This is a genomic window from Microbulbifer variabilis (assembly GCF_052468405.1).
The window spans coordinates 819,639-838,119 of sequence record NZ_CP174343.1; the positions used below are offsets into that span (position 1 = coordinate 819,639).

General features: G+C 48.3%; 23 protein-coding genes. 13 read left to right on the plus strand and 10 right to left on the minus strand.

Annotation, left to right across the window (positions count from 1 at the left end; genetic code table 11):
* Nucleotides 1-45 precede the first annotated feature (45 nt).
* The 9 genes from ACJJJB_RS03990 (at nucleotide 46) to ACJJJB_RS04030 (ending at nucleotide 5,515) form a co-directional block, all read left to right on the plus strand.
* Nucleotides 46-501: a hypothetical protein gene (locus ACJJJB_RS03990; RefSeq protein WP_445365776.1), complete on the plus strand. Its 456-nt coding sequence runs from the start codon at nucleotides 46-48 to the stop codon at nucleotides 499-501.
* Between the two features lie 102 nt (nucleotides 502-603).
* Nucleotides 604-1,131, plus strand: a complete 528-nt coding sequence (locus ACJJJB_RS03995) for an RNA polymerase sigma factor (RefSeq protein WP_020411786.1) — start codon at nucleotides 604-606, stop codon at nucleotides 1,129-1,131.
* Nucleotides 1,128-1,496 carry a hypothetical protein gene (locus ACJJJB_RS04000; protein ID WP_445365777.1) on the plus strand — a complete coding sequence of 123 codons (369 nt, stop codon included), beginning with the start codon at nucleotides 1,128-1,130 and terminating at the stop codon, nucleotides 1,494-1,496. Before ACJJJB_RS03995 ends, ACJJJB_RS04000 begins: the two co-directional genes overlap by 4 nt.
* On the plus strand, nucleotides 1,480-1,734 hold the full coding sequence (locus ACJJJB_RS04005) for a hypothetical protein (protein WP_282951208.1): 255 nt from the start codon (nucleotides 1,480-1,482) through the stop codon (nucleotides 1,732-1,734). The genes ACJJJB_RS04000 and ACJJJB_RS04005 overlap by 17 nt, the downstream gene beginning before the upstream one ends.
* Nucleotides 1,727-2,386, plus strand: coding sequence for a DUF3106 domain-containing protein (locus ACJJJB_RS04010; RefSeq protein ID WP_353374987.1), 660 nt, complete (start codon nucleotides 1,727-1,729; stop codon nucleotides 2,384-2,386). The genes ACJJJB_RS04005 and ACJJJB_RS04010 overlap by 8 nt, the downstream gene beginning before the upstream one ends.
* A gap of 89 nt (nucleotides 2,387-2,475) precedes the next feature.
* Nucleotides 2,476-3,045 carry a glycine zipper 2TM domain-containing protein gene (locus ACJJJB_RS04015; protein ID WP_020411790.1) on the plus strand — a complete coding sequence of 190 codons (570 nt, stop codon included), beginning with the start codon at nucleotides 2,476-2,478 and terminating at the stop codon, nucleotides 3,043-3,045.
* 65 nt (nucleotides 3,046-3,110) lie between these two features.
* Nucleotides 3,111-3,428: a PepSY domain-containing protein gene (locus ACJJJB_RS04020; RefSeq protein WP_353374988.1), complete on the plus strand. Its 318-nt coding sequence runs from the start codon at nucleotides 3,111-3,113 to the stop codon at nucleotides 3,426-3,428.
* A gap of 47 nt (nucleotides 3,429-3,475) precedes the next feature.
* Nucleotides 3,476-4,150 (plus strand): response regulator transcription factor, encoded by a 675-nt coding sequence (locus ACJJJB_RS04025; protein ID WP_020411792.1) that lies wholly within the window; start codon nucleotides 3,476-3,478, stop codon nucleotides 4,148-4,150.
* Between the two features lie 12 nt (nucleotides 4,151-4,162).
* A complete protein-coding gene (locus ACJJJB_RS04030; RefSeq protein ID WP_020411793.1) occupies nucleotides 4,163-5,515 on the plus strand; it encodes an ATP-binding protein in 1,353 nt (450 codons plus the stop codon).
* A 32-nt stretch (nucleotides 5,516-5,547) separates the two neighbouring features.
* Here the strand turns inward: ACJJJB_RS04030 and ACJJJB_RS04035 are convergent, their stop codons facing one another.
* From ACJJJB_RS04035 to ACJJJB_RS04060, 6 genes are all read right to left on the minus strand, one after another.
* Nucleotides 5,548-7,350 (minus strand): acyl-CoA dehydrogenase, encoded by a 1,803-nt coding sequence (locus tag ACJJJB_RS04035; protein WP_445365778.1) that lies wholly within the window; start codon nucleotides 7,348-7,350, stop codon nucleotides 5,548-5,550.
* A 169-nt stretch (nucleotides 7,351-7,519) separates the two neighbouring features.
* Entirely contained in the window at nucleotides 7,520-8,593 is a 1,074-nt protein-coding gene (locus tag ACJJJB_RS04040) for an MJ1255/VC2487 family glycosyltransferase (protein WP_444901943.1), read from the minus strand.
* Nucleotides 8,590-9,096: a phosphatase PAP2 family protein gene (locus ACJJJB_RS04045; protein WP_020411796.1), complete on the minus strand. Its 507-nt coding sequence runs from the start codon at nucleotides 9,094-9,096 to the stop codon at nucleotides 8,590-8,592. The genes ACJJJB_RS04040 and ACJJJB_RS04045 overlap by 4 nt, the downstream gene beginning before the upstream one ends.
* 237 nt (nucleotides 9,097-9,333) lie before the next feature.
* The gene (locus ACJJJB_RS04050; protein WP_282951202.1) at nucleotides 9,334-10,401 is read right to left on the minus strand and encodes a saccharopine dehydrogenase family protein; all 1,068 of its coding nucleotides are present in this window, start codon (nucleotides 10,399-10,401) and stop codon (nucleotides 9,334-9,336) included.
* 173 nt (nucleotides 10,402-10,574) lie between these two features.
* The gene (locus tag ACJJJB_RS04055) at nucleotides 10,575-10,814 is read right to left on the minus strand and encodes a DUF1653 domain-containing protein (RefSeq protein WP_445365779.1); all 240 of its coding nucleotides are present in this window, start codon (nucleotides 10,812-10,814) and stop codon (nucleotides 10,575-10,577) included.
* 14 nt (nucleotides 10,815-10,828) lie between these two features.
* On the minus strand, nucleotides 10,829-11,149 hold the full coding sequence (locus ACJJJB_RS04060) for a DUF3301 domain-containing protein (RefSeq protein ID WP_020411799.1): 321 nt from the start codon (nucleotides 11,147-11,149) through the stop codon (nucleotides 10,829-10,831).
* Between the two features lie 54 nt (nucleotides 11,150-11,203).
* On the opposite strand from ACJJJB_RS04060, the gene ACJJJB_RS04065 reads away from it, so the two are divergent.
* The 3 genes from ACJJJB_RS04065 (at nucleotide 11,204) to tmpT (ending at nucleotide 13,675) form a co-directional block, all read left to right on the plus strand.
* On the plus strand, nucleotides 11,204-11,899 hold the full coding sequence (locus tag ACJJJB_RS04065) for an SDR family oxidoreductase (protein WP_282951200.1): 696 nt from the start codon (nucleotides 11,204-11,206) through the stop codon (nucleotides 11,897-11,899).
* A 300-nt stretch (nucleotides 11,900-12,199) separates the two neighbouring features.
* The gene (locus ACJJJB_RS04070; protein WP_445365780.1) at nucleotides 12,200-12,706 is read left to right on the plus strand and encodes a DUF1097 family protein; all 507 of its coding nucleotides are present in this window, start codon (nucleotides 12,200-12,202) and stop codon (nucleotides 12,704-12,706) included.
* A gap of 330 nt (nucleotides 12,707-13,036) precedes the next feature.
* On the plus strand, nucleotides 13,037-13,675 hold the full coding sequence (gene tmpT / locus ACJJJB_RS04075; RefSeq protein WP_282951199.1) for a thiopurine S-methyltransferase: 639 nt from the start codon (nucleotides 13,037-13,039) through the stop codon (nucleotides 13,673-13,675).
* 55 nt (nucleotides 13,676-13,730) lie between these two features.
* Here the strand turns inward: tmpT and ACJJJB_RS04080 are convergent, their stop codons facing one another.
* The 4 genes from ACJJJB_RS04080 to ACJJJB_RS22150 form a co-directional block, all read right to left on the minus strand.
* Complete coding sequence (locus ACJJJB_RS04080) at nucleotides 13,731-14,033, minus strand: GIY-YIG nuclease family protein (RefSeq protein WP_051089466.1); 303 nt, start codon at nucleotides 14,031-14,033, stop codon at nucleotides 13,731-13,733.
* Nucleotides 14,034-14,067: 34 nt separating this feature from the next.
* Nucleotides 14,068-15,150: a PA0069 family radical SAM protein gene (locus ACJJJB_RS04085; protein WP_444901942.1), complete on the minus strand. Its 1,083-nt coding sequence runs from the start codon at nucleotides 15,148-15,150 to the stop codon at nucleotides 14,068-14,070.
* A gap of 308 nt (nucleotides 15,151-15,458) precedes the next feature.
* On the minus strand, nucleotides 15,459-15,926 hold the full coding sequence (locus ACJJJB_RS04090; protein ID WP_282951196.1) for a hypothetical protein: 468 nt from the start codon (nucleotides 15,924-15,926) through the stop codon (nucleotides 15,459-15,461).
* Nucleotides 15,927-16,020: 94 nt separating this feature from the next.
* A complete protein-coding gene (locus ACJJJB_RS22150; protein WP_507015931.1) occupies nucleotides 16,021-16,476 on the minus strand; it encodes a DUF6841 family protein in 456 nt (151 codons plus the stop codon).
* 608 nt (nucleotides 16,477-17,084) lie between these two features.
* On the opposite strand from ACJJJB_RS22150, the gene ACJJJB_RS04095 reads away from it, so the two are divergent.
* Nucleotides 17,085-18,371 carry a condensation domain-containing protein gene (locus tag ACJJJB_RS04095; RefSeq protein ID WP_445365781.1) on the plus strand — a complete coding sequence of 429 codons (1,287 nt, stop codon included), beginning with the start codon at nucleotides 17,085-17,087 and terminating at the stop codon, nucleotides 18,369-18,371.
* Nucleotides 18,372-18,481: the final 110 nt, after the last annotated feature.

Below are 18,481 nucleotides of genomic sequence, written 5' to 3' on the forward strand. Positions count from 1 at the left end.
GTTTGGAAAATTTGTTTATTTTTGATCACGGAGCTGGAGCAACTTATGAAACAACTGATAGGACTTCCCCTTCTGGTCGCCAGCCTGGCCCTGCCAACCTCTCTATTTGCCCAAGAGGATAGTATCCGATCCCATGATCACGGCGATCATGTGGAGGAGCGCCTGGATCATAAAGGTGATCGTATTGAAAGCAAGCTGGACAACAAGGGGGATCGTATAGAGGAGCGTCTTGATAACAAGGGCGACCGAATTAATGACCGCCTCGATCAGCGTGCAGAGCGAGCAGCTTCCAATGGCAATGAAAAGTTGGCTGAGAGGCTAGACCGCAAAGGGGATCGTATTGACAACCGCCTGGATCATAAAGGTGAAAGGATCAATGAGAGCCTCGATACGAAAGGCGAAAAAATCAATAGCCGCTTAGATAATAAGGGTGAGCGAATCGATCGCCGTATGGATCAACGAGCAAAATATAAGAAACATAAAAAGAACAAAAACGACTGATGAAGCCCGGTAAAAAATCGTCTTAAAAAAATCGTGACGGGACTGGTTTCGTAAAGAGACCGTGGAAAGTATTTCTGTGCACAAGGACCTCAGCCGGCATTTATGAATCAGTTCCTCGCTCAGGTGGAAAAGCGGGCTTTTACTATGGCAAATTTTGCTGTAGGTAACCGTGATGATGCGTTAGATATTGTTCAAGACTCCATGTTGGCACTGGTCAAGAATTACAGTGGCCGTGAAAGGGCCGAGTGGCGCCCGCTTTTTTTTACCATTCTTAACAACCGCATTACTGACTGGCACCGACACAATAGGAAGTTGTCCCGCTGGCAATTAATTCGGGAAAAGCTTCCTATCAGTGGTGATGACGATGATGATGCATTTGCCACGGAATGGGTTGATATCTGGGGACCGACACCAGATAGCGCATTGATCGGCGAACGCTTATTGCTGGCTATTGATGGTGCAGTAAGCCAGCTGCCATTGCGACAACAGCAGGCATTCCTGTTGCGCTGTGTTGAAGGGTTTAATGTGGCAGAAACCGCTCGCGCAATGTCTTGTAGCCAGGGCAGTGTCAAAACCCACTTATCCCGCGCTATGCATAGCCTGCGCAGCCACTTGGAGGAGTTCCAATGATACAGCCGGATAAATCTGTTCTGGAACAGGAGCGGCGGTTAGTGAAAGCTGCTCGAGTGGCGGTCACTCGCCGGGAAGAGGAAATTGATGGGGAAACCCTTTCAAGGTTGAGGCGTGCCAGGGCGGACGCCCTGAAGCAGTCAAAGACCTGGAGTATATCGGGGTATCACTGGCTATGGCTCAGTGGTGCCTGCACAGTGCTGGTGGTAGCACTGCTTTGGTCGGGCACTGATAATTCCCCGGGTAAAATAGAGCCGTTTATTGCAGGAGACTGGCTGCTGTATGAAGAAGTGGATGTAGAAATGATCGAGGATATGGAATTTTATCAGTGGCTGGCGGAGGAGCTGGATGGGCACTCCTCTTAAGGAGGGTAAGTTTCTTTTTGTTGTCCTCTTGTTGTATGGGGTGGCGGTAAAAGCTGCGGAGATGGAGCCCCTCGAGGAGGATTTTCTGTTGTTTCTCGGCGAGTGGGTGGATGAGCGGGGAGATGTACTCGTGCCTGAGGAGTCAGAATTATGGCCTGAAAGTCCGCAAAATGAGGTGCGTAGGCAGCGCCATTACGACGAGGGTGGGTATACCCGTGAGGATCAGTGGGATGAATAACTGGGGCATCTTCTACCTCGTTCAGCTGTGTGGTCTGCTGTTATGTCTCTGGGGAAATATCTCGCTGGCTCAGGAGTGGCAGACCCTCAATGAGGGTGATCGTCAGTTATTGAGGGGATATCAAGATCGCTGGCCCCAAATGAGTGAAACCCAGAGAGCTCAATTGCTGCGAGGCGCCAAACGCTGGAATACAATGAGCTTCCAGCAGCGTAGCCAGGCGCGTGAAAAGTTCGAGAGCTGGCAGGCGTTACCCGAGGATCGTCGCAACCGTCTTCGAGATTCCTACCGCCGCTTTATGGATATGCCAGAGGAGAAGCGCCAGCAAATCCGTGAGGCGCGCAAGAAATTCCGGCAGATGCCCCCGGAGCAGCGCCGCCAGTTGAGGGAGCGCTGGAATAAAGACAAAAGTGGTCAGCGCCAAGCCAGAGGCCGGGAGCTTAATGACTCAGGAGGGCAAAGTGGTCGCAGTGAACGACGTGAGCGAAATGGTCAGCAGGAGCACAGCAACCGGAGTGAGCGGCGCGAACGCAAACAGCAGCGTGAGAGAGATAATCGCCGTGAGCGTTCAGAGAGACCAGAGAGACAGATGCGGCGCGAACAGAGAGAAGGAGGGGAACGTCGCCAGAGGCGAGAGAGGTCGGGGGATTTCTGACGCTTTGTGCCTGCTATTGTGTAATTCAGCGTCTATTCAGATCGATTCGATTAATCTGCTACCCGTTGATAAATAACGGGAGACTGATTGTGCAACCTTTGAAGCAGTTTATCGCAGGCGCAGCCGTGGCCGCTTTGGTTGGCTTAAGTGCTACCGCCAAGGCGGGACCGGCTGGTTATGCAGATCCCTATGGCGCCGATAGTTACGATTTCGCTCGGGTTACGGAAGTTACACCCGTTTATACCGATGTAGAGGTTCACACTCCTCGCACCCAGTGCCGCGATGAGCAAGTGATGTACCGCGAACCTGCATCTCCGGCGGGTACCCTCGTAGGCGGTTTGATTGGTGCTGCAGTGGGCAACAGCCTCGGTGGGCACGGCCATCGCGGCCGCTATCACCACGGTGGTCACCGTGGCGGTGCCACTGTAGCTGGCGCTGTAGTTGGTGCCCTGGTGGGAAGCCAGATCAGTCGTGCCAATGCCCAGACATACTACACCACTGAATCCCGTTGTCGTGTTGTGGACGAATTCAGCTTACGTAGGGAATTAGTCGGATACGATGTGCGCTATCGGTATAATGGTCAGGTTTATCTGACTCGTACAGATTATCATCCTGGAGATAGAATCCGGGTTCGCGTCGCAGTTTCACCGGCACCTTGAGCCGGCGATAGCGCGGCCGAAGAGAGTTTAAGGTGGAAAATTTGGATATCCACAGGAGCCACACCGTGAAACTATGCCGCGCTTTAATACGGCCTTTTCTCCTTGTCTTCGCACTGTTACCCGGGCTTTGTGCCGCCTCACTGCACGGTTTACCGTCATACGAAAAAGAGGCTTTCAGGTACGAATACCGACGAGCGCAGGCTGGGGAGATTTCTCGTAAACAGGCCGCCTCCATCGTGAAGCAGCGTTATGGCGGCAAAATATTGTCAATCTCTGAGACCCGCAGGCAGGGACAGGCGGTATACCGCGTGAAGGGATTGTCGGATAAGAGTCAGGTTTATGTGGTCTATGTGGACAAGAAAAGCGGTCGCATCTCCCGTTAGCTGGCCGCACCCCCACAAAATAGATCCGCAGTGTAAAGGGATAGAAAATGCGTGCTTTATTGGTCGAAGATGAAGCTTTACTGAGACAGCAGCTGGCGGAGTCCCTGCGTGGTGCCGGGTATACGGTGGATGAAGCCCCGGATGGAGAGGAAGCCCTCTATCTGGGTCGTGAATTCCCCTACGATATCGCGGTGATGGACCTGGGATTGCCCAAAATGGATGGTATTCAGGTGATCCGTACCCTGCGCGGTGAGGAGAAACACTTTCCCATCCTGATTCTAACGGCTCGCGGCCATTGGCAGGAGCGTGTGGCCGGGCTTGAAGCCGGTGGTGATGACTACCTGGTAAAACCTTTTCATACCGAGGAACTATTGGCGCGTCTCAATGCGTTGGTGCGACGTTCCGCAGGTTTCTCCTCCCCCAGCATCAAAGCTGGCCCCATAATGCTGGATACCAGTTCACAAAGGGTCACTGTGAATGAAACGGAGCTGGAGTTGACTTCTTTCGAATACAAGGTGCTTGAGTACTTGATGTTGCACCCGGATGAAGTGGTTTCCAAAACTACCCTCACTGAACATATTTATGAACAGGATTGTGATCGAGACAGCAATGTCATTGAGGTCTTTATAGGACGCCTGCGCAAGAAATTTGATACAGCAGCGCAACTCAAGCCCATCGAAACCCTGCGTGGGCGTGGCTACCGCTTTGTTGCGCCCCAGTAACTGCCATTCTGAATGCGTTTTTTCTCATTTTGGTTGAATTCCCTCAAAGGCCGGCTTGCCCTGGTTACCAGCTTGGTGCTTGTCGGTTTTGTCTTGCTTATTTCTGGTGTGCTCGAACACGCTTATCGCACCTCTCTTGACGAGGCCAAGCAGCGGGAATTACAGCTGTATATCTACACTCTATTAGCACTGGCTGAACCTGAAGGGGAAGGTTTGGTGCTGCCGCCGGAATTACCTGAGCAGCGTTTTAATCAGCCGGACTCCGGCCTGGTTGGCGCAGTCCTGGATGGCGAGGGAGAGATTATCTGGCGCTCTGAGTCGGCATTGGCTATGCCGGATCTGCAATTCAATTCACTGCCCCAAGGGCAGCAGTCCTATATGCAGATTTCCCTGCCCGGGGATGATACAAACTACAGCAGTTTTCGCCAGGGTGTGGCCTGGGGACTTGAGAATGAAAATCCCTTTACCTTCGTTGTTTTGGAAGATGCAGGGCCTCTCAGAGCGCAGGTGGGGCAGTTTCGTTCCACTATGTGGCACTGGCTTGGTGTGGGTGCGCTTTTGTTGATCTTGGCACAGTGGTTGGTTTTGCGCTGGGGTTTTGCACCACTAAATGCACTGGCAGATGCACTGCGGGATATGCAGCAAGGTGGCAGTGACCGACTCGAAGGTAATTTCCCACGAGAACTGCGTCCTCTCACCGATAACCTCAATCTGTTGATTGAAAATGAGCGGCGCCAGCGGGAAAAGACTCGCCATACACTGGCCGATCTGGCTCACAGTCTAAAAACGCCCTTGGCTGTACTCAAGGGGTTAAGCCTGGAAAGTGACAGTAAGGCTGCAGGAAAGACTCTGGTGGATCAGGTTCAGCGCATGGACAGCATTATTAGTTACCAGCTACAGCGGGCAGTAGCCAGCTCCCCCAAATCTATCCTGCGTGGTATCCCAGTTGCGCCCCTGCTGGAAAAAATCCTGGATGCCCTGGAAAAAGTTTATCGAAGTAAACCCAGCCAGGTGCACAGCCAGTGCAGTGAGCGAGCCTTATTTTACGGGGACGAAGGGGACCTGATGGAGTTGCTAGGTAATCTATTGGATAACGCCTATAAATATGGTGAGGGTGAAGTAAAAGTTAATATTAAGAATGCCGATGATGGACGCAAGTTGACAATTCGTGTGGCAGATAACGGCCCTGGCCTTGATAGTAAAAAATGGCAGGAAGTCACCCAGCGTGGGGTGAGAGCCGATCAACAGCAGCCGGGGCAGGGTATTGGGCTTGCTGTGGTTATGGATATTGTCGAGAGTTATCAAGGGCGCATTAATGCAACGCCCTTATCCGGTGGAGGTACGGAAATTACAGTGGTGCTGTAAATTCCGTATTGAGCCCAGGGACTGTTTATTGTTTAGAACCAGCTATCCTGCATATCAAATGGAATACTGTTACCGCTTTTAAGTAGAGCCATAGATTGCTTAATATTTGGTAGTTCCCACTCAAAGTAAAATTGAGCAGTGTGTATCTTGCCGCGATAGAAGTTTTCATCCTCCAGACTGGGATTATTTTCCAGTGCTTTCTCTGCAATAATGGCTTGGCGCAACCAAATCCAGGCGACCAGTACACAGCCAAACACATCAAGATATAAAGTTGCGTTACTGAGGCCGCGGTCTACGTTTTCCTGCAGTTGCCCGAATAGAGCCATTCCGGTTTCATCGAGTTTTTCCAGTGACTCCTCCAGGGCGTTTGCCATGGACCCCAGGTTATCTTTATCTCGCGCTTGCATTACTGTGTTGCGGATTTCTGCCTGCATTAGCTGATAGGCGGTAAGGTTTTTGGCGGGCACTTTTCGTGCAAGCAGGTCCAGTGCGTGGATTCCCTCAGTACCCTCGTGAATAGCATTCAGGCGGTTGTCCCGATATAGCTGCTCCAGGGGGAATTCGCGGATGTAACCGGCACCACCGAGAACCTGGATCGCCAGTTCGTTGGCTTTCAAGCAATATTTTGAGGGCCAGGATTTTACCACTGGGGTAATCAAGTCCAGCAGGGTGGCCGCTGCCTGGCGTTTTTCCTCTGTAGGTGCTGTATGCTGATCCTCATACAGGGAAGTTGCATAAATACTCAGTCCCAGACCACCTTCGGAATAGGCTTTCTGCAATAAGAGCATACGACGCACATCGGCGTGCTGGATAATGGGAATCTGCTTGGAACTGGGGTTGCGATCGGAGGGAAGCCGGCCCTGTGGGCGCTCTCTGGCGTATTGGAGAGAATAGGCATAGCCTTGATAGCCCAAAACCGAAGCTCCGGCACCAACACTGATGCGGGCTTCGTTCATCATTTGGAACATATATTTTAGGCCTTGGTGCGGTTGACCAATCAGGTAGCCCACTGCCCCCTCATTTTCTCCAAAGCTCAGCACAGTAGAGGTGGTATTGCGGTAGCCCATCTTGTGCAGCAGCCCAGCCAGTTTTACATCGTTGCGTTCGCCGGCCTGACCATTTTGATTGAGGAGGAATTTGGGCACTAGGAAGAGGGAGATTCCCTTCACTCCCGCCGGAGCACCTTTGATCTTCGCCAATACCAAGTGCACGATATTTTCGGTTAGGGACTGGTCGCCCCCTGAAATAAACATTTTCTGTCCGTGAATACGGTAACTACCATCTTCCGATAGTTCTGCACTGGTGCGGATATCAGCCAGGGCGGAGCCCTGATCCGGTTCTGTTAGCGCCATGGTGCCGGCAAAGCGGCCATCCATCATCTGCGGAAGAAATTGAGCTTTGAGTTCATTGCTGGCAAAAGAACGTATCAGGTTGGCAGCACCGATTGTCAGGAATGGGTAACTGGCACTGGCAATATTGGCTGCGCTGATAAAGGCGAGGGAGGTGCGCATTATGATTTCGGGAAGCTGCAAACCGCCCTCTTCGAAGTCGCAATGTGCGGCGAGAAACCCAGCCTCTGCAAAAGCATCCCAGGACTGCTTGGTTTCCTCGATCAGGTGTACCTGTTCTCCATCAAAGCTCGGCTCATTGGCATCCCCCTTAGCGTTGTGATTGGCGAAATATTTTTCTGCAATAGTACGAGCGGTTTTGAGGGTAGCGTCGAAAATCTCGCGGGAGTGTTCCCTATAGCGCGGTCTTTGCAGCAGCGCTTCAGTGTTGAGGAATTCATAGAGGAAAAAATCTGTATCACGCTCTTTGAGCAGTGGATGAGCCATACCTGCCTCGTCAATTATTTTTATAAATCATCGTTGCTTAGGTACGGCGATAGATTAGTCAAGCTACCCTACCGCCATATCAGCATATAAGTAAACGCGCAGTATTGGCACTGGACAATGACTTATTGTGTGATTGCACTTGGCGATATAGTGAGAGGATATGGTCGTGCTATTTAGAGGTGTTTTGGTAAGTGTAGTCTCGGCTTTCAGTGGGTCTCGGTACCACTTTACGCCACAGGGCATCGGCCATTTCAGCCGGTGGTTGTTTGCAACCAGCAGCAATCCATCTGGCAATTGCCTCCGCCACATTAGGCCACTGGATACGTAGTGGTGGCGGTAGGTTGTTAAGCCAGTTAATGATACTTTGAGCGTTAATACACTGAACAATTTTTGCCAGCCCTAACTGATTAAGTGCCTTGGCATTGGCCAGCTGTTCGAATTGGGAGGCCAGTGGGCGGCTGAGAATTGGCTTGCCCAGAGCCAGTGTCTCGGCCAGCAGCTCGAAGCCGCTATTGCAGATAACTGCCCTGGAATTTGCCAGGTCCCGCTGGAATCCAGTGGTGGAAGGCGCTTTGAGACAGATATTCTCAGCAGCAGGCAGGTTCTCAGGTATACCGTATACGATAAACTGGTCATCTACTTTTGAAAGTTCCTCCAGCATCGGGACGGGATGCTCAAAAGGTAGATATACCAGGATATGGCTTCCCGCATCCTGATCGGGTCCTTTTTGTGGTGGAACAATTGGTGGAAGTATGGGGTGTCCAAAATGATGCCAATGTAAACCCAGGCTTTTTTGTGTCGGTGCGAAGATCCGCAATATGTTATGGGCGAGCCAATTAAATCTGGGGGCAGGGATCGGGTAGAGAAATGCATACTGGTGGCCGATCCCCACGCTAGCTTTCTTTCGAATTTTAGCTGCCCAGGCAGTTACAGGCTCATAATCACTAATAATTAAATCGAACTCATCGATTGGTAATTCTGAAACTTCTTTTTTAAATTGGAAGAAACCGAGCTTTTGGATTGTCTCAAAGGTTTTTAATTTCCCTTCTCGATGTATAAATGTTAAACCTCTCCGCCACCAATAATCTCCAAAAATTTCCATGCCAAATAAATTTTCTTTTGGTCTACCGGAAAATAGCCATTGGATTTCCAGCTCGGGGTATTTTTGCAGCGCCATTGCCAATGTGCGTGAGCGGGCAATATGGCCATTACCTGTAGCTTGCACACCATAAAGTATCTTCATGAGAAAGTTACGCTCGTGGTTATTGCAACACAGGTACCGAGCAGGGCTCCAGCACAAATATCTGAGGGAAAATGCACGCCTAGGCCGACCCGTGCTACGCCGACGCCCATGGCCCAGATATAACCAAAGCCCCACAGAGGGCTGAACTCAAGCGTTAAAAAAGTAATAAGCATGAAAGCAGCGGAAGTATGACCTGAGGGCAGGCTGAATTTATCGTGTGCGATGATGATGGGACGCATGCCGGGTATGGCTTGTGGGGGGCGCCTGCGTCGGGCTGTATTCTTGATGGCCCAATACAGAGATCTTTCGACTGCAACGCCGGTTAGGGCTGCAATAAAAAGCTGTGTGGCTGTATTATAAATAATGTGGCTGATGAGTACGGTTACGGATAGCCAGCCATCACCGGATTTTGACATCCACAGGTAACGCCTGCGCGAACTGGGTTGTGATGCCCTTTCCATCATATACAGGACCAGGGACACATCGACACTCTTCAGATTCATGGATAAGTCTCGCATGCAGCCAACATAGGAATTGATTATTGCACGGAGTTGACCGAATTATGTCGCAATAGTGAAATCTCAAAAATTGGAGAATCTGATGACTTGGCGGCGGGCTCTTTAAATCTGGTGGGACTTTCCCTTGTGCTAAAAAACTAGAATAAATGAACGCTTAAAAGCGTAAAAAGACAGGTTTTCCCGGCAGGTAAAAGAATTACCCGCCTGAAGAGAGGTTTTTGGTTAAGAAATTTTGATTTCTATATTACTGGAACCAGGTAGGTTTTCCACTAGCTCTGGCCCACATAGCATTGATGGCGTGAAATAGCCGCCTCTTCCCGAGTAAGTGAGGAGAAACTCCATAACTGCCAGTGAACCGGATACTGTAACATCGTATCCATTGGCGGTGATGACACGCCCCACTTTTCGCTCTCCACGGCGGTCGTTGCGCACCTCACCCCAGACCCAGGTCTTCTGTTCCTTGCGGCGTTCCTCATTGGGTCCGCGCACTGATTTATCGACCTTGGATTTCAGCCAATTCTGCACCCATTGGGTGCCCAACAGCCAGCGGATACTATTCAGGCGCTTCAATTTCTTCGCCCTTTTGGGGCTCATGGGAATATATGCCTCTATATTTGGAATACCGGTGGAGTAAAAGGCGGTTGCGACATCTCCCCATGGAATGGAAACTGCAAACTTACTGCCGCGGCCAAAGTCTATCTCTCGTGTCAGCTGGCCATGGCCGACTGTCTCAATCTTCCCCTTGCGGCGTATGGCACCACCAACGCCTAGACTCTCGATTGAGGTTTTCGCAGTGCCGGGGCTCAAACCTGAATCAGAGTCGAACCCCAATGCCAGGTGCGTGGCAGAGGGCATCTTTTTGTGTAGTGCCGCCGCCAGGCAGTCGGTGGGGACTACATCAAATCCTGTGCCCGGGCAAAGCACTACTCCGGCGGCCTCAGCCTCAGCTCCTAGGCTATGGGCTGCCTCATATACCGCGATTTCGCCGGTAATATCCTGGTAGTGGGTTTTTGAGCGAATACATGCCCGCATCATCGGCTCTGCGGTTGATGAAAATGGACCGGCACAGTGAATTACCAGATATACATCCTGCAGGCTGCGCTCCAGGGTTTCAGTGGCTTCAAGGCTAACTGCTATTGCAGGCAGGTTGAGCTGGTCTGCGACGGACTGGAGCTTCTGGGGGTTGCGTCCGGCCAGGATAGGGTGATAACCCTGTGCTACGGCTGCTCTGGCGATTAGTTCGCCTGTATAACCATTAGCGCCATAGATCATGATGTTTTTATTGTCCACCGAGTGTCCTTATTATGTGGCGTAGCTGGTTATTACCCAATTAACTGGCACCCCAGCGAAATAGTTTGTTATTTTGGGTTTTGGGCTTAGGCCCGGGTGACTTGAGGGTATATTGAGCGAGCTCCCTGGTGCAATTCGCGAAATTGTTCCGCCCTTCAAATAGCGGTTGCAGATTATGCGCCCGCCCGTTGACTCTCAACCAATTCGAAAGGCTTCTCCAGTGCGAATCGAGGTATGATTTTACCGTCTTTTTCCGAGGTTTCTGTGAAGATTGACAGTGGTTTTGCCCACACACCGTAGTCTCCATATAGAGCGCGGTAAGTAACCAGTTTCTCCTCAGTTTTACTGTGAGTGGCGACATATAGGGCCCCGTAAAGGTTTCCTTTGTGGTGGCGATAGAGGCCGCGCTTCATTTTGGAATTACCTGTTAACTCATATGGTGGGGAGACAGTTGCAGTTGCTCAATTCGGCTGCCATGCAGAATGGCGATGCCAGAGTAACGGTGCTCCCCAGTGGAAGTGAATTCAAATTCATAGCTGCGCTGCAGGCTGATATGGCCATGTTTGTTGCGCTTGAGGCGGGTTTTTACCAGCATAACGGTATCGTCGAGTAACTGGACACCCAGCTGCTTGCAGTGGTTGGATGCTGCGCGTTTGACTTGCTCCTTGGCTGCCATATTCGCCCAGATATACCAGACAATGGTTGCCAGAAGCAGGAACCAGAAGATATCAGTTAGTGAGTAATACATTGCTCTACAGTTGCTATGATCGCTTTGCGCAAGAATAACATCGAAGGAGTCGAAATGTCTGGAACCATACTGATTACTGGAACTAACCGCGGTATTGGCCTGGAGATTTGTGCCCAGTTTGCCAGTGATGGCTGGAAGGTTTACGCCTGTTGTAGGGATCTCGATCGGGCCAGCGAACTCAAGACCCTGCAAGGGCAGTATTCAAACCTCTATCCCATTCAGCTAGATGTGACAGATTATTCACAGATGATATCCCTGGCAAAAGCGATCGAGGGAGAGCCTATAGATATCCTGTTCAATAATGCCGGTTATTACGGTCCCAAAGGGGTGGCTTTTGGGCAGGTGGATCTCACTGAGTGGCGCCGGGTGCTGGAGTCCAACACTATCGCCCCCTATATGATGGCGGAGACTTTCTGCGACAATGTGGCGGCCAGTGAACACAAGCTGATAGCGATGATGAGCAGTAAGGTGGGCAGTATCGCCGACAATCGATCTGGCGGAGGGTATATCTATCGAACCTCCAAAACGGCCCTTAACCAGATCGTGAAAAGCTTGTCGATTGACTTGAAGGAGCGAGGTATCACGGTAGTAGCTCTGCACCCAGGGTGGGTAAAAACTGCGATGGGTGGTCCAGGAGCCCTTATATCTGCTGAGGATAGTGTCAGCGGCCTAAAAAAGATCCTTTTACAGGCAAATCAGGCCGATAGTGGTCACTTCTACAATTACGATGGTAGCCAGATTCCCTGGTGATAGTTGGGTATGGGTTACTGGCCTTTCTCTCGACCCCTCCCCCGTAGATGTCCTGATGTCTACTCGCACTGAGATTTATCCCGAGCACGCTTAGAGGTGACTTAATGGCGCTTGATTTCCCTGTTTGCAAAATTAGGCAAGGATAGGGAAGGAGTTAGCTACCACCTTGTTCATTAAAACGGTAAAAATATCCACGAATATGGAGGGTGGGCGTTTCCCTCGATTTATGCGAATAGGAACGACGGCGGCGTTTTAGGCAAGGACTGCGCGGTCAAATATGATAGTGGCGGAGTGGAACTGATGAATGGGGCTGTAGATAGCACCGGCGGTGGATATACCCTTTCCCAAAAACGGCAGTTAAAAGGTATACGCCTGCTACTGGGATTATCGTTAGCTGCTGGAGCGGCGCTTTTAGGGGGGATGCCTATTTGGGTGGCTATGTTAGGTGTCATTGCGTATCACTCACGCGGTAAGAATCTACAGGCCGGGGCTTACAACTTGGCTTGTGCGGTTACCGGACTGGGCCTGGGATTTGCTGCCCAGGTGGTAGTGGCTAAATGGCAGTTACAACCTCACTTTGCAGCCCTTCCCATAGCTTTGCTATTTGCGGCAATCGGTGCTTGGGCAATGGGCTGGGTAACGGGCGTGAGTAATATTTCCAGCTACGCGATCGGCATTTTGATTGGATTTACAGCTCAGGTGAAAATATCACTGGATAGTTACTTTATTTTGATTGCAGCGATATCGATCGGTGCCGTTATGTCGGGGGTGGTCGATAGGCTTTGGCCCGGACGCCACAGCTTGTAATGGGAAGTGGATGTGAGTACCACAGAACAAAGATTTTATTAGCAGCTTTTTTATTTGGATCGAATGGGAGTTGGGCGAACAGGTAAGAAGCAATCATTGGTGTAATCCCGTTTTTTTAATAGTGAAGTGGGAGTATATTGCTTAGAGGTAGTTGCAATGTTCAAACGAGTTATGTTTACAGTGGCGATGGTTTTCGTTACAGCTCTGGCCTTTACTGACCCTGCAGCCTCCGGCTCTGAAGCTGACTTAAAATATCTACAATATTGATAGAATTCAGTCATTGGCATTAATCTATATGTTGCCTTAATTTGATGCATAGGGGGTGCTTAAATGGAAGAAAAATTCTGGTTGGATAAATGGCAGAAAAATGAAATAGGTTTCCACGAAAAGTCTGGTAACCCCATGCTGGCTCAATATTTTACTGCGCTATCACTGAAAAAAGGCAGTCGTATATTCCTGCCTTTATGTGGAAAAACTGGGGATATAGCTTGGCTGAGAACTCAGGGATGTGCCATCGCCGGTGCAGAACTTAGTGAAGTGGCTGTGCAGCAACTTTTCGAAGAGCTTGAACTGACTCCAAAGATAGAAAAAGAAAATAACCTCAAGTGCTACAGTGCCGAAAAAATTAAGATTTTTGTAGGTGATATATTTTCCCTGACAGGAGATGCCCTTGGCTCTGTGGAAGCGATATATGATCGAGCCGCTTTGGTAGCATTGCCCGAAGAGATGCGTAAGCGCTATACCCAGCACCTGATGACAATAACAGGGGTTGCCTCACAGCTATTAATATCCTTCGAGTATGAGCAGTCGCAGTTAGCTGGCCCTCCTTTTGCGATCGGCTCCCGGCAGATCTTTGGCTATTATGATGCAAATTATCACCTGGAGATGCTTGGCCATCGGCAGGTTCCCGGTGGCCTGAAAGGTTTGGTGCCCGCTGAAGAGGTTGCCTGGCTACTGACTCGACGCTAATGCCTGTTACAGGTGTAACTTATTGCTACTTAAGCTTTCTGCCGGAGTAAGTCGCTTAATTTCCTATCTCCTGCTCGCCCTCCTTGAATAACACCATCGGTGGAAGGGTGCCGGCGATCAGGGCTTCCTTCTTTTGCTTGGGCCATTTCTTGATGGTCATTTCCAATTTGAGTGCCGCTGACTTACCTGGCACCCCTATCTGGTACTCAAGTTTGAGAGGGCCCTTACCCCGCAAAGCTTTAGCCGCTCTGGGACCGTTGGAACTGTGCTCTGTAAATCGCCGTTGAACATCCATTGTGATCCCCGTATAAAGAGAACCTTTGGAAGTACGGATCAAATAGACATACCAACTGTTCATTTAGTGGATTACCAGAAAAAGGTATTAAAATAGTTCAAAATAGTATCTGCTGATCTCCAGGCTGAGGTGGGCGGCAGAACTGGCTGCAGTCTAGCGATAGTCGACGATGATTCAATCCCAATTTCTTGATGGCAATAATAAAGCGTTGACGGAGTAGTTGGGCAAAAATACCAGTACCAGTGCGGCGCTGGGAAAATTCACTTTGGTAGTCACGCCCACCTCGGCTTTGCTGTACCAAGCTCATGACATGTCCAGCCTTTAGTGGGTAGTGAGCAGAAAGCCACTCTCGAAAAAGGGGCGCCACTTCATGGGGCAGTCGTAAAAGGATATAGGCTGCTCGCGTTGCTCCCACATCATGACCGGCCTTCAGGATTTTTTCCAGTTCATTATCATTGAGAGCTGGGATCATAGGTGCTGCCATTACCGCGGTAGGTATTCCTGTAGTACTTAGTTGCTCAATAATACGCAAGCGGGCTGCCGGCCCAGCGGTACGAGGCTCCAGCTTTCTCTTTAGCTCGTTATTTAAAGTGGTCACGCTTATTGCGATTTGGGCCAAGTTGTCCTGCGCCATTTCTGCAAGAATGGGAAGATCCCGAAGTATGAGCTGTCCCTTGGTGACAATAGTTACCGGTTGGTTAAACTTTTGCATAACCTCCAAAAGAGAGCGGGTGATTTTTTTATCTTTCTCCAGGGGTTGATAGGGATCTGTATTTGCTCCCAGAGCAATTGGGCTACATTGATACCCCGGCTTACGTAGAGCCTGCTCGAGTAGGTCTGCAGCATTAGGTTTGAAAAATATTTTGCTCTCAAAATCCAGTCCCGGCGACAGGTCCATATAGGCATGAGCGGGACGAGCGTAGCAATATATACAACCATGCTCACAGCCTCGGTAGGGGTTAATTGATTGAGTGAAGGGGATATCCGGTGACTGATTAGTGGCGATAATAGATTTTGCCTTCTCCTCAATAGCCGTTGTTATCAAGCGCTCTATAGGTTCCAGGTCCACTTGCCATCCGTCACTTTCATAAGTACTTGAATGGCTGGCAAATCGCCCGGTGATATTACTGGCAGCTCCGCGACCTTTGTGTAAGCGCAGAGGGTTGTTGGAATCTGTCATTTTACAATGGGAGAGGATGCTGGATGTATGTACAGTATAGATTGATTTGTTGGAATTGGGAATAGCCAGAAAGAAACTTGGTTTAAACAGCTTTTGTCGTTTGGCGACAATGATATAGATGATAAAAATTTTGGCCGAAATGAGCGAGTTAAGGTAAATTTCTAATCAAGAGTAAGTTGAATTAAGCATGTTTATTGGTGAAATCCAAAAGTTTCTTGATCCAACAATGTGGATCACCAATAAATATTAGCAGAGAATAAGCTGGCGCCCGCCCTGAAGAGTTTTACAAAGCGGGGTAGCAGATGTATCTATCCATTGGTTTCAGTAATGGTTTTGGGCATATATTTGGCAGGTACTGTAAGCCCCGGTCGCTCATCATCCCAAATCATATTCGTAATTTTCCATGATTTTCCATCATGGTAAAGCTGAATACTGTTGATCCCCCTCTTTAGAAACTGGGTTCTTTCCTCATCTTTCCAGGCTTCATACGTACTAAAGGCGTGGGCAATATTACCGAAAACTTCAATAATATTTTGAATTTCATCCTCGTAAAAGGCCCGCTCGCCTATCAGCTCCTGAAAGTTATCAGGGTAGTCTTGGATATCCATTACCAGTGATTGTGGTTCGCCATTACTGTCTGCTGAGGTGCGGATTACCTTTGCATAGGAAGTGAACAGGTTCTGTTGCCTCTTCCAATCCCGCTTATAACCCGCAGGGCCAGAAATTACCTTGTAGAGTTCCCTTAAAAGTTCTTGGATTTGAATTTTTGCGTCCATTGCTTCGTTCTCTTCATGTTATTTTTAGATATGTAAGAAAGCTATAATCCCATTTAACTTATACGAAAGTAAACCTCAATTACTGCTTTTATTTTTATAAAACACTGGGTAGTTGATTTAGGGGGGGTAACCAGGATAGGATTTTCCACCCCTTCTCTGTATTCGCCAGAGTGTAGGTACTACAGATATGATCAAGTAGGGAGTAATGTGATGTGTAGCGCTTAAGTAAGGCTGACGTAATAGTTAGGTTCTCGCCACGAAACTGAGTTTGAAAATTGACTATTTCAGACCTTGCATAATCTCTCTTCTCAAGTGCGAAACGGATATCCGCTAGGATAGCCTCCACTTCAGCTGCACTGCTTGGTGAAAATATCTTTGGGTCGAAAATAAAGTGAGGAGTTTGTGCTAAGTAGTGGCTTGCTGAGCTCTCAATTTTCCGTGATGAAAAGTTGTCAATAAAACCTGTAAGGTAGTCTTCATCTGAGGTATTTGCATAAGTATGTAAACTCGTACAAAGTAGAAATATTACTAATTTCTTGAATATGTTCAACTTTCTACCTTTAGATTTTGTTGATTGAAATCTTTGCTATCTAAAAATGTATTTTTTCTGCCGGTAAGTATCGCGACATTGGTGGCTCATCGATAGAGTTGCTTGCGAATAATAATTTAGAGTTGGCTGTGGGGTAAATGTGTATTTGATAATGGTAATTTTTGATTGTTCTTTGATGATATCTGGTGAGTCTGATCCTGTATGTATTGTTCGTGCTACGTCATTTTTAACATGGGCAATAGTTGGCTTTAATTTAATGGCATGGCAATCAGATATGTTTTTTATAAGGTTTGGATGACTATTTCCAGAATTTTACATATCTTGCTTTGAAGGGGCTGCTTCTGTGATCTAAAAGTAGCTATCAAAAAGCGGATTTTCCGTAAAGCAGGTCGGTTTGGTTATAGGTGCCAAGTTGGAGTCAGAGCTTGTTCCTAGCATAACTAGTTGTTTATTCTTATTTATTATTAGCCGTTTCTGGGTGCGTTCTGAGAATCGAACTATTGATAGCGCTTGGAAAGGCTGGAACATTGTGGATATATGGAAGGGTGCCGCGCTTTCTCTTTCCTATACTTCTTGGGCAAAGACCTCCCCGCCGGGAAGAGTTCACAATGCAAAAAGCAAAGCCTTTTCGAAAGCTTGGGGCTCAAGAAGCTCTTGATGTACATTTGACCAGCGAGTCAAACGGTGCGGTTCAACTGGTAACTTTCTTTCGGGTATGTAACACACTGAATATAGATAAGTTAATAAAGGGGGTAGAGTATCTACATAATTTCCATCCTATGCTCCATTCACGGATCAAGAGGATTCCATATGCCCATTGGTTCTGCGATGTGAGATTTGAAGATATTTCTATTGAAATCAAGAAGCATACACCACCTTTAAATTATGAAAAGGAGTTCAAGCGATTAGGAGGTAGCATTCTTGACTTGAATAAATTTACTTATTGCCTGACTGTTTATCTCGACAGGCAAGGAAGTGTGAAGTGGGTTGCTTTTGTTTTTAGCCATGCTGCCGTAGATGGGCGTTCAGCATTGATCTTAATTCGTGATTTAGATAGGTACTTGAGAGGGTATCAAACAGAGAAGTCCTTTCCCTCGATAATGCACAAGCCAGTGGAGGAATATGTTAGCTTAAGAAAACGTCTTAAAGGTTCAAATTTGCGAGTTAACGACAGTGTTTATACGCCAGTAAAGTGGCCAGTGGAGGAGGCAGCTCACGCCTCGCGGCGAAGTGGATGCTCTATTTATCGAGTCCTCCCAAAAGAATCTCTCGAACGTTTACAATCATTTCTAAAAAAAGAGAAGATATTAATTACATCTTTTTATAGTGCGATAGCCATTCTCGCTGCCCGGTCACTACCGGGTTTTTCTTCCGCAGCAGAGTTGATGCTGCCTATAGATGCACAATGCTTATGTAAATCTCTGATAAGCAAAGATGTTGTGGGGGAGTGCACAACATCTTTAACTTTATCACTCTCGCCAGAGGATACGAGTCTTGATTTGTTAAGTCTAGCAAGCTTAATTCAAAAAAAAGTTTATGTGCACTTGAGAAGTGGTGCATTTTCTGATCTTGCCCTGGAGCCGGATTGTAATCCTGCAGAGATCGTAAAGATAGCTAAAGAGCTTGCCTCTGAAAAGGACTGTTTTTTTTCCGGTATTTGTGTTTCCAATATGGGAGATGTACAGGAATTTGTGGGCCCTTTGATATTCTTTGATTTTGGCTTGATTATGACTGTTCAGACCCATGGGGCTCATCCGATAATGGTTCTGACTTATACAATAAATGGGCAAGGGGTATTTGTTTTCGGGTATTGTGAGCCACTGGTTAGTAGAAAAAGTGCTGTAAATTATGTGAAAAAATATATGAAGTTACTTGGGGAGGTGTTTGATGGTTAAGGTTTTAATACAGATTAGCCTTTAATTAATTTTTTAAAGATTTACTGTTTGCAGAAGCAAGCCCAGCAGTATTTTCCGCTCAGTAATAATTTTTTGTTGACTTAGTAGCG

Excerpts from the sequence above, each read along its gene's own strand:
- ACJJJB_RS03990 (WP_445365776.1), top strand. The coding sequence starts at position 46 with ATGAAACAACTGATAGGACTTCCCCTTCTGGTCGCCAGCCTGGCCCTG.
- ACJJJB_RS03995 (WP_020411786.1), top strand. The coding sequence starts at position 604 with ATGAATCAGTTCCTCGCTCAGGTGGAAAAGCGGGCTTTTACTATGGCA.
- ACJJJB_RS04000 (WP_445365777.1), top strand. The coding sequence starts at position 1,128 with ATGATACAGCCGGATAAATCTGTTCTGGAACAGGAGCGGCGGTTAGTG.
- ACJJJB_RS04005 (WP_282951208.1), top strand. The coding sequence starts at position 1,480 with ATGGGCACTCCTCTTAAGGAGGGTAAGTTTCTTTTTGTTGTCCTCTTG.
- ACJJJB_RS04010 (WP_353374987.1), top strand. The coding sequence starts at position 1,727 with ATGAATAACTGGGGCATCTTCTACCTCGTTCAGCTGTGTGGTCTGCTG.
- ACJJJB_RS04025 (WP_020411792.1), top strand. The coding sequence starts at position 3,476 with ATGCGTGCTTTATTGGTCGAAGATGAAGCTTTACTGAGACAGCAGCTG.
- ACJJJB_RS04030 (WP_020411793.1), top strand. The coding sequence starts at position 4,163 with ATGCGTTTTTTCTCATTTTGGTTGAATTCCCTCAAAGGCCGGCTTGCC.
- ACJJJB_RS04035 (WP_445365778.1), bottom strand. The coding sequence starts at position 7,350 with ATGGCTCATCCACTGCTCAAAGAGCGTGATACAGATTTTTTCCTCTAT.
- ACJJJB_RS04040 (WP_444901943.1), bottom strand. The coding sequence starts at position 8,593 with ATGAAGATACTTTATGGTGTGCAAGCTACAGGTAATGGCCATATTGCC.
- ACJJJB_RS04045 (WP_020411796.1), bottom strand. The coding sequence starts at position 9,096 with ATGAATCTGAAGAGTGTCGATGTGTCCCTGGTCCTGTATATGATGGAA.
- ACJJJB_RS04055 (WP_445365779.1), bottom strand. The coding sequence starts at position 10,814 with ATGAAGCGCGGCCTCTATCGCCACCACAAAGGAAACCTTTACGGGGCC.
- ACJJJB_RS04060 (WP_020411799.1), bottom strand. The coding sequence starts at position 11,149 with ATGTATTACTCACTAACTGATATCTTCTGGTTCCTGCTTCTGGCAACC.
- ACJJJB_RS04065 (WP_282951200.1), top strand. The coding sequence starts at position 11,204 with ATGTCTGGAACCATACTGATTACTGGAACTAACCGCGGTATTGGCCTG.
- ACJJJB_RS04070 (WP_445365780.1), top strand. The coding sequence starts at position 12,200 with ATGAATGGGGCTGTAGATAGCACCGGCGGTGGATATACCCTTTCCCAA.
- tmpT (WP_282951199.1), top strand. The coding sequence starts at position 13,037 with ATGGAAGAAAAATTCTGGTTGGATAAATGGCAGAAAAATGAAATAGGT.
- ACJJJB_RS04080 (WP_051089466.1), bottom strand. The coding sequence starts at position 14,033 with ATGAACAGTTGGTATGTCTATTTGATCCGTACTTCCAAAGGTTCTCTT.
- ACJJJB_RS04085 (WP_444901942.1), bottom strand. The coding sequence starts at position 15,150 with ATGACAGATTCCAACAACCCTCTGCGCTTACACAAAGGTCGCGGAGCT.
- ACJJJB_RS04090 (WP_282951196.1), bottom strand. The coding sequence starts at position 15,926 with ATGGACGCAAAAATTCAAATCCAAGAACTTTTAAGGGAACTCTACAAG.
- ACJJJB_RS04095 (WP_445365781.1), top strand. The coding sequence starts at position 17,085 with ATGCAAAAAGCAAAGCCTTTTCGAAAGCTTGGGGCTCAAGAAGCTCTT.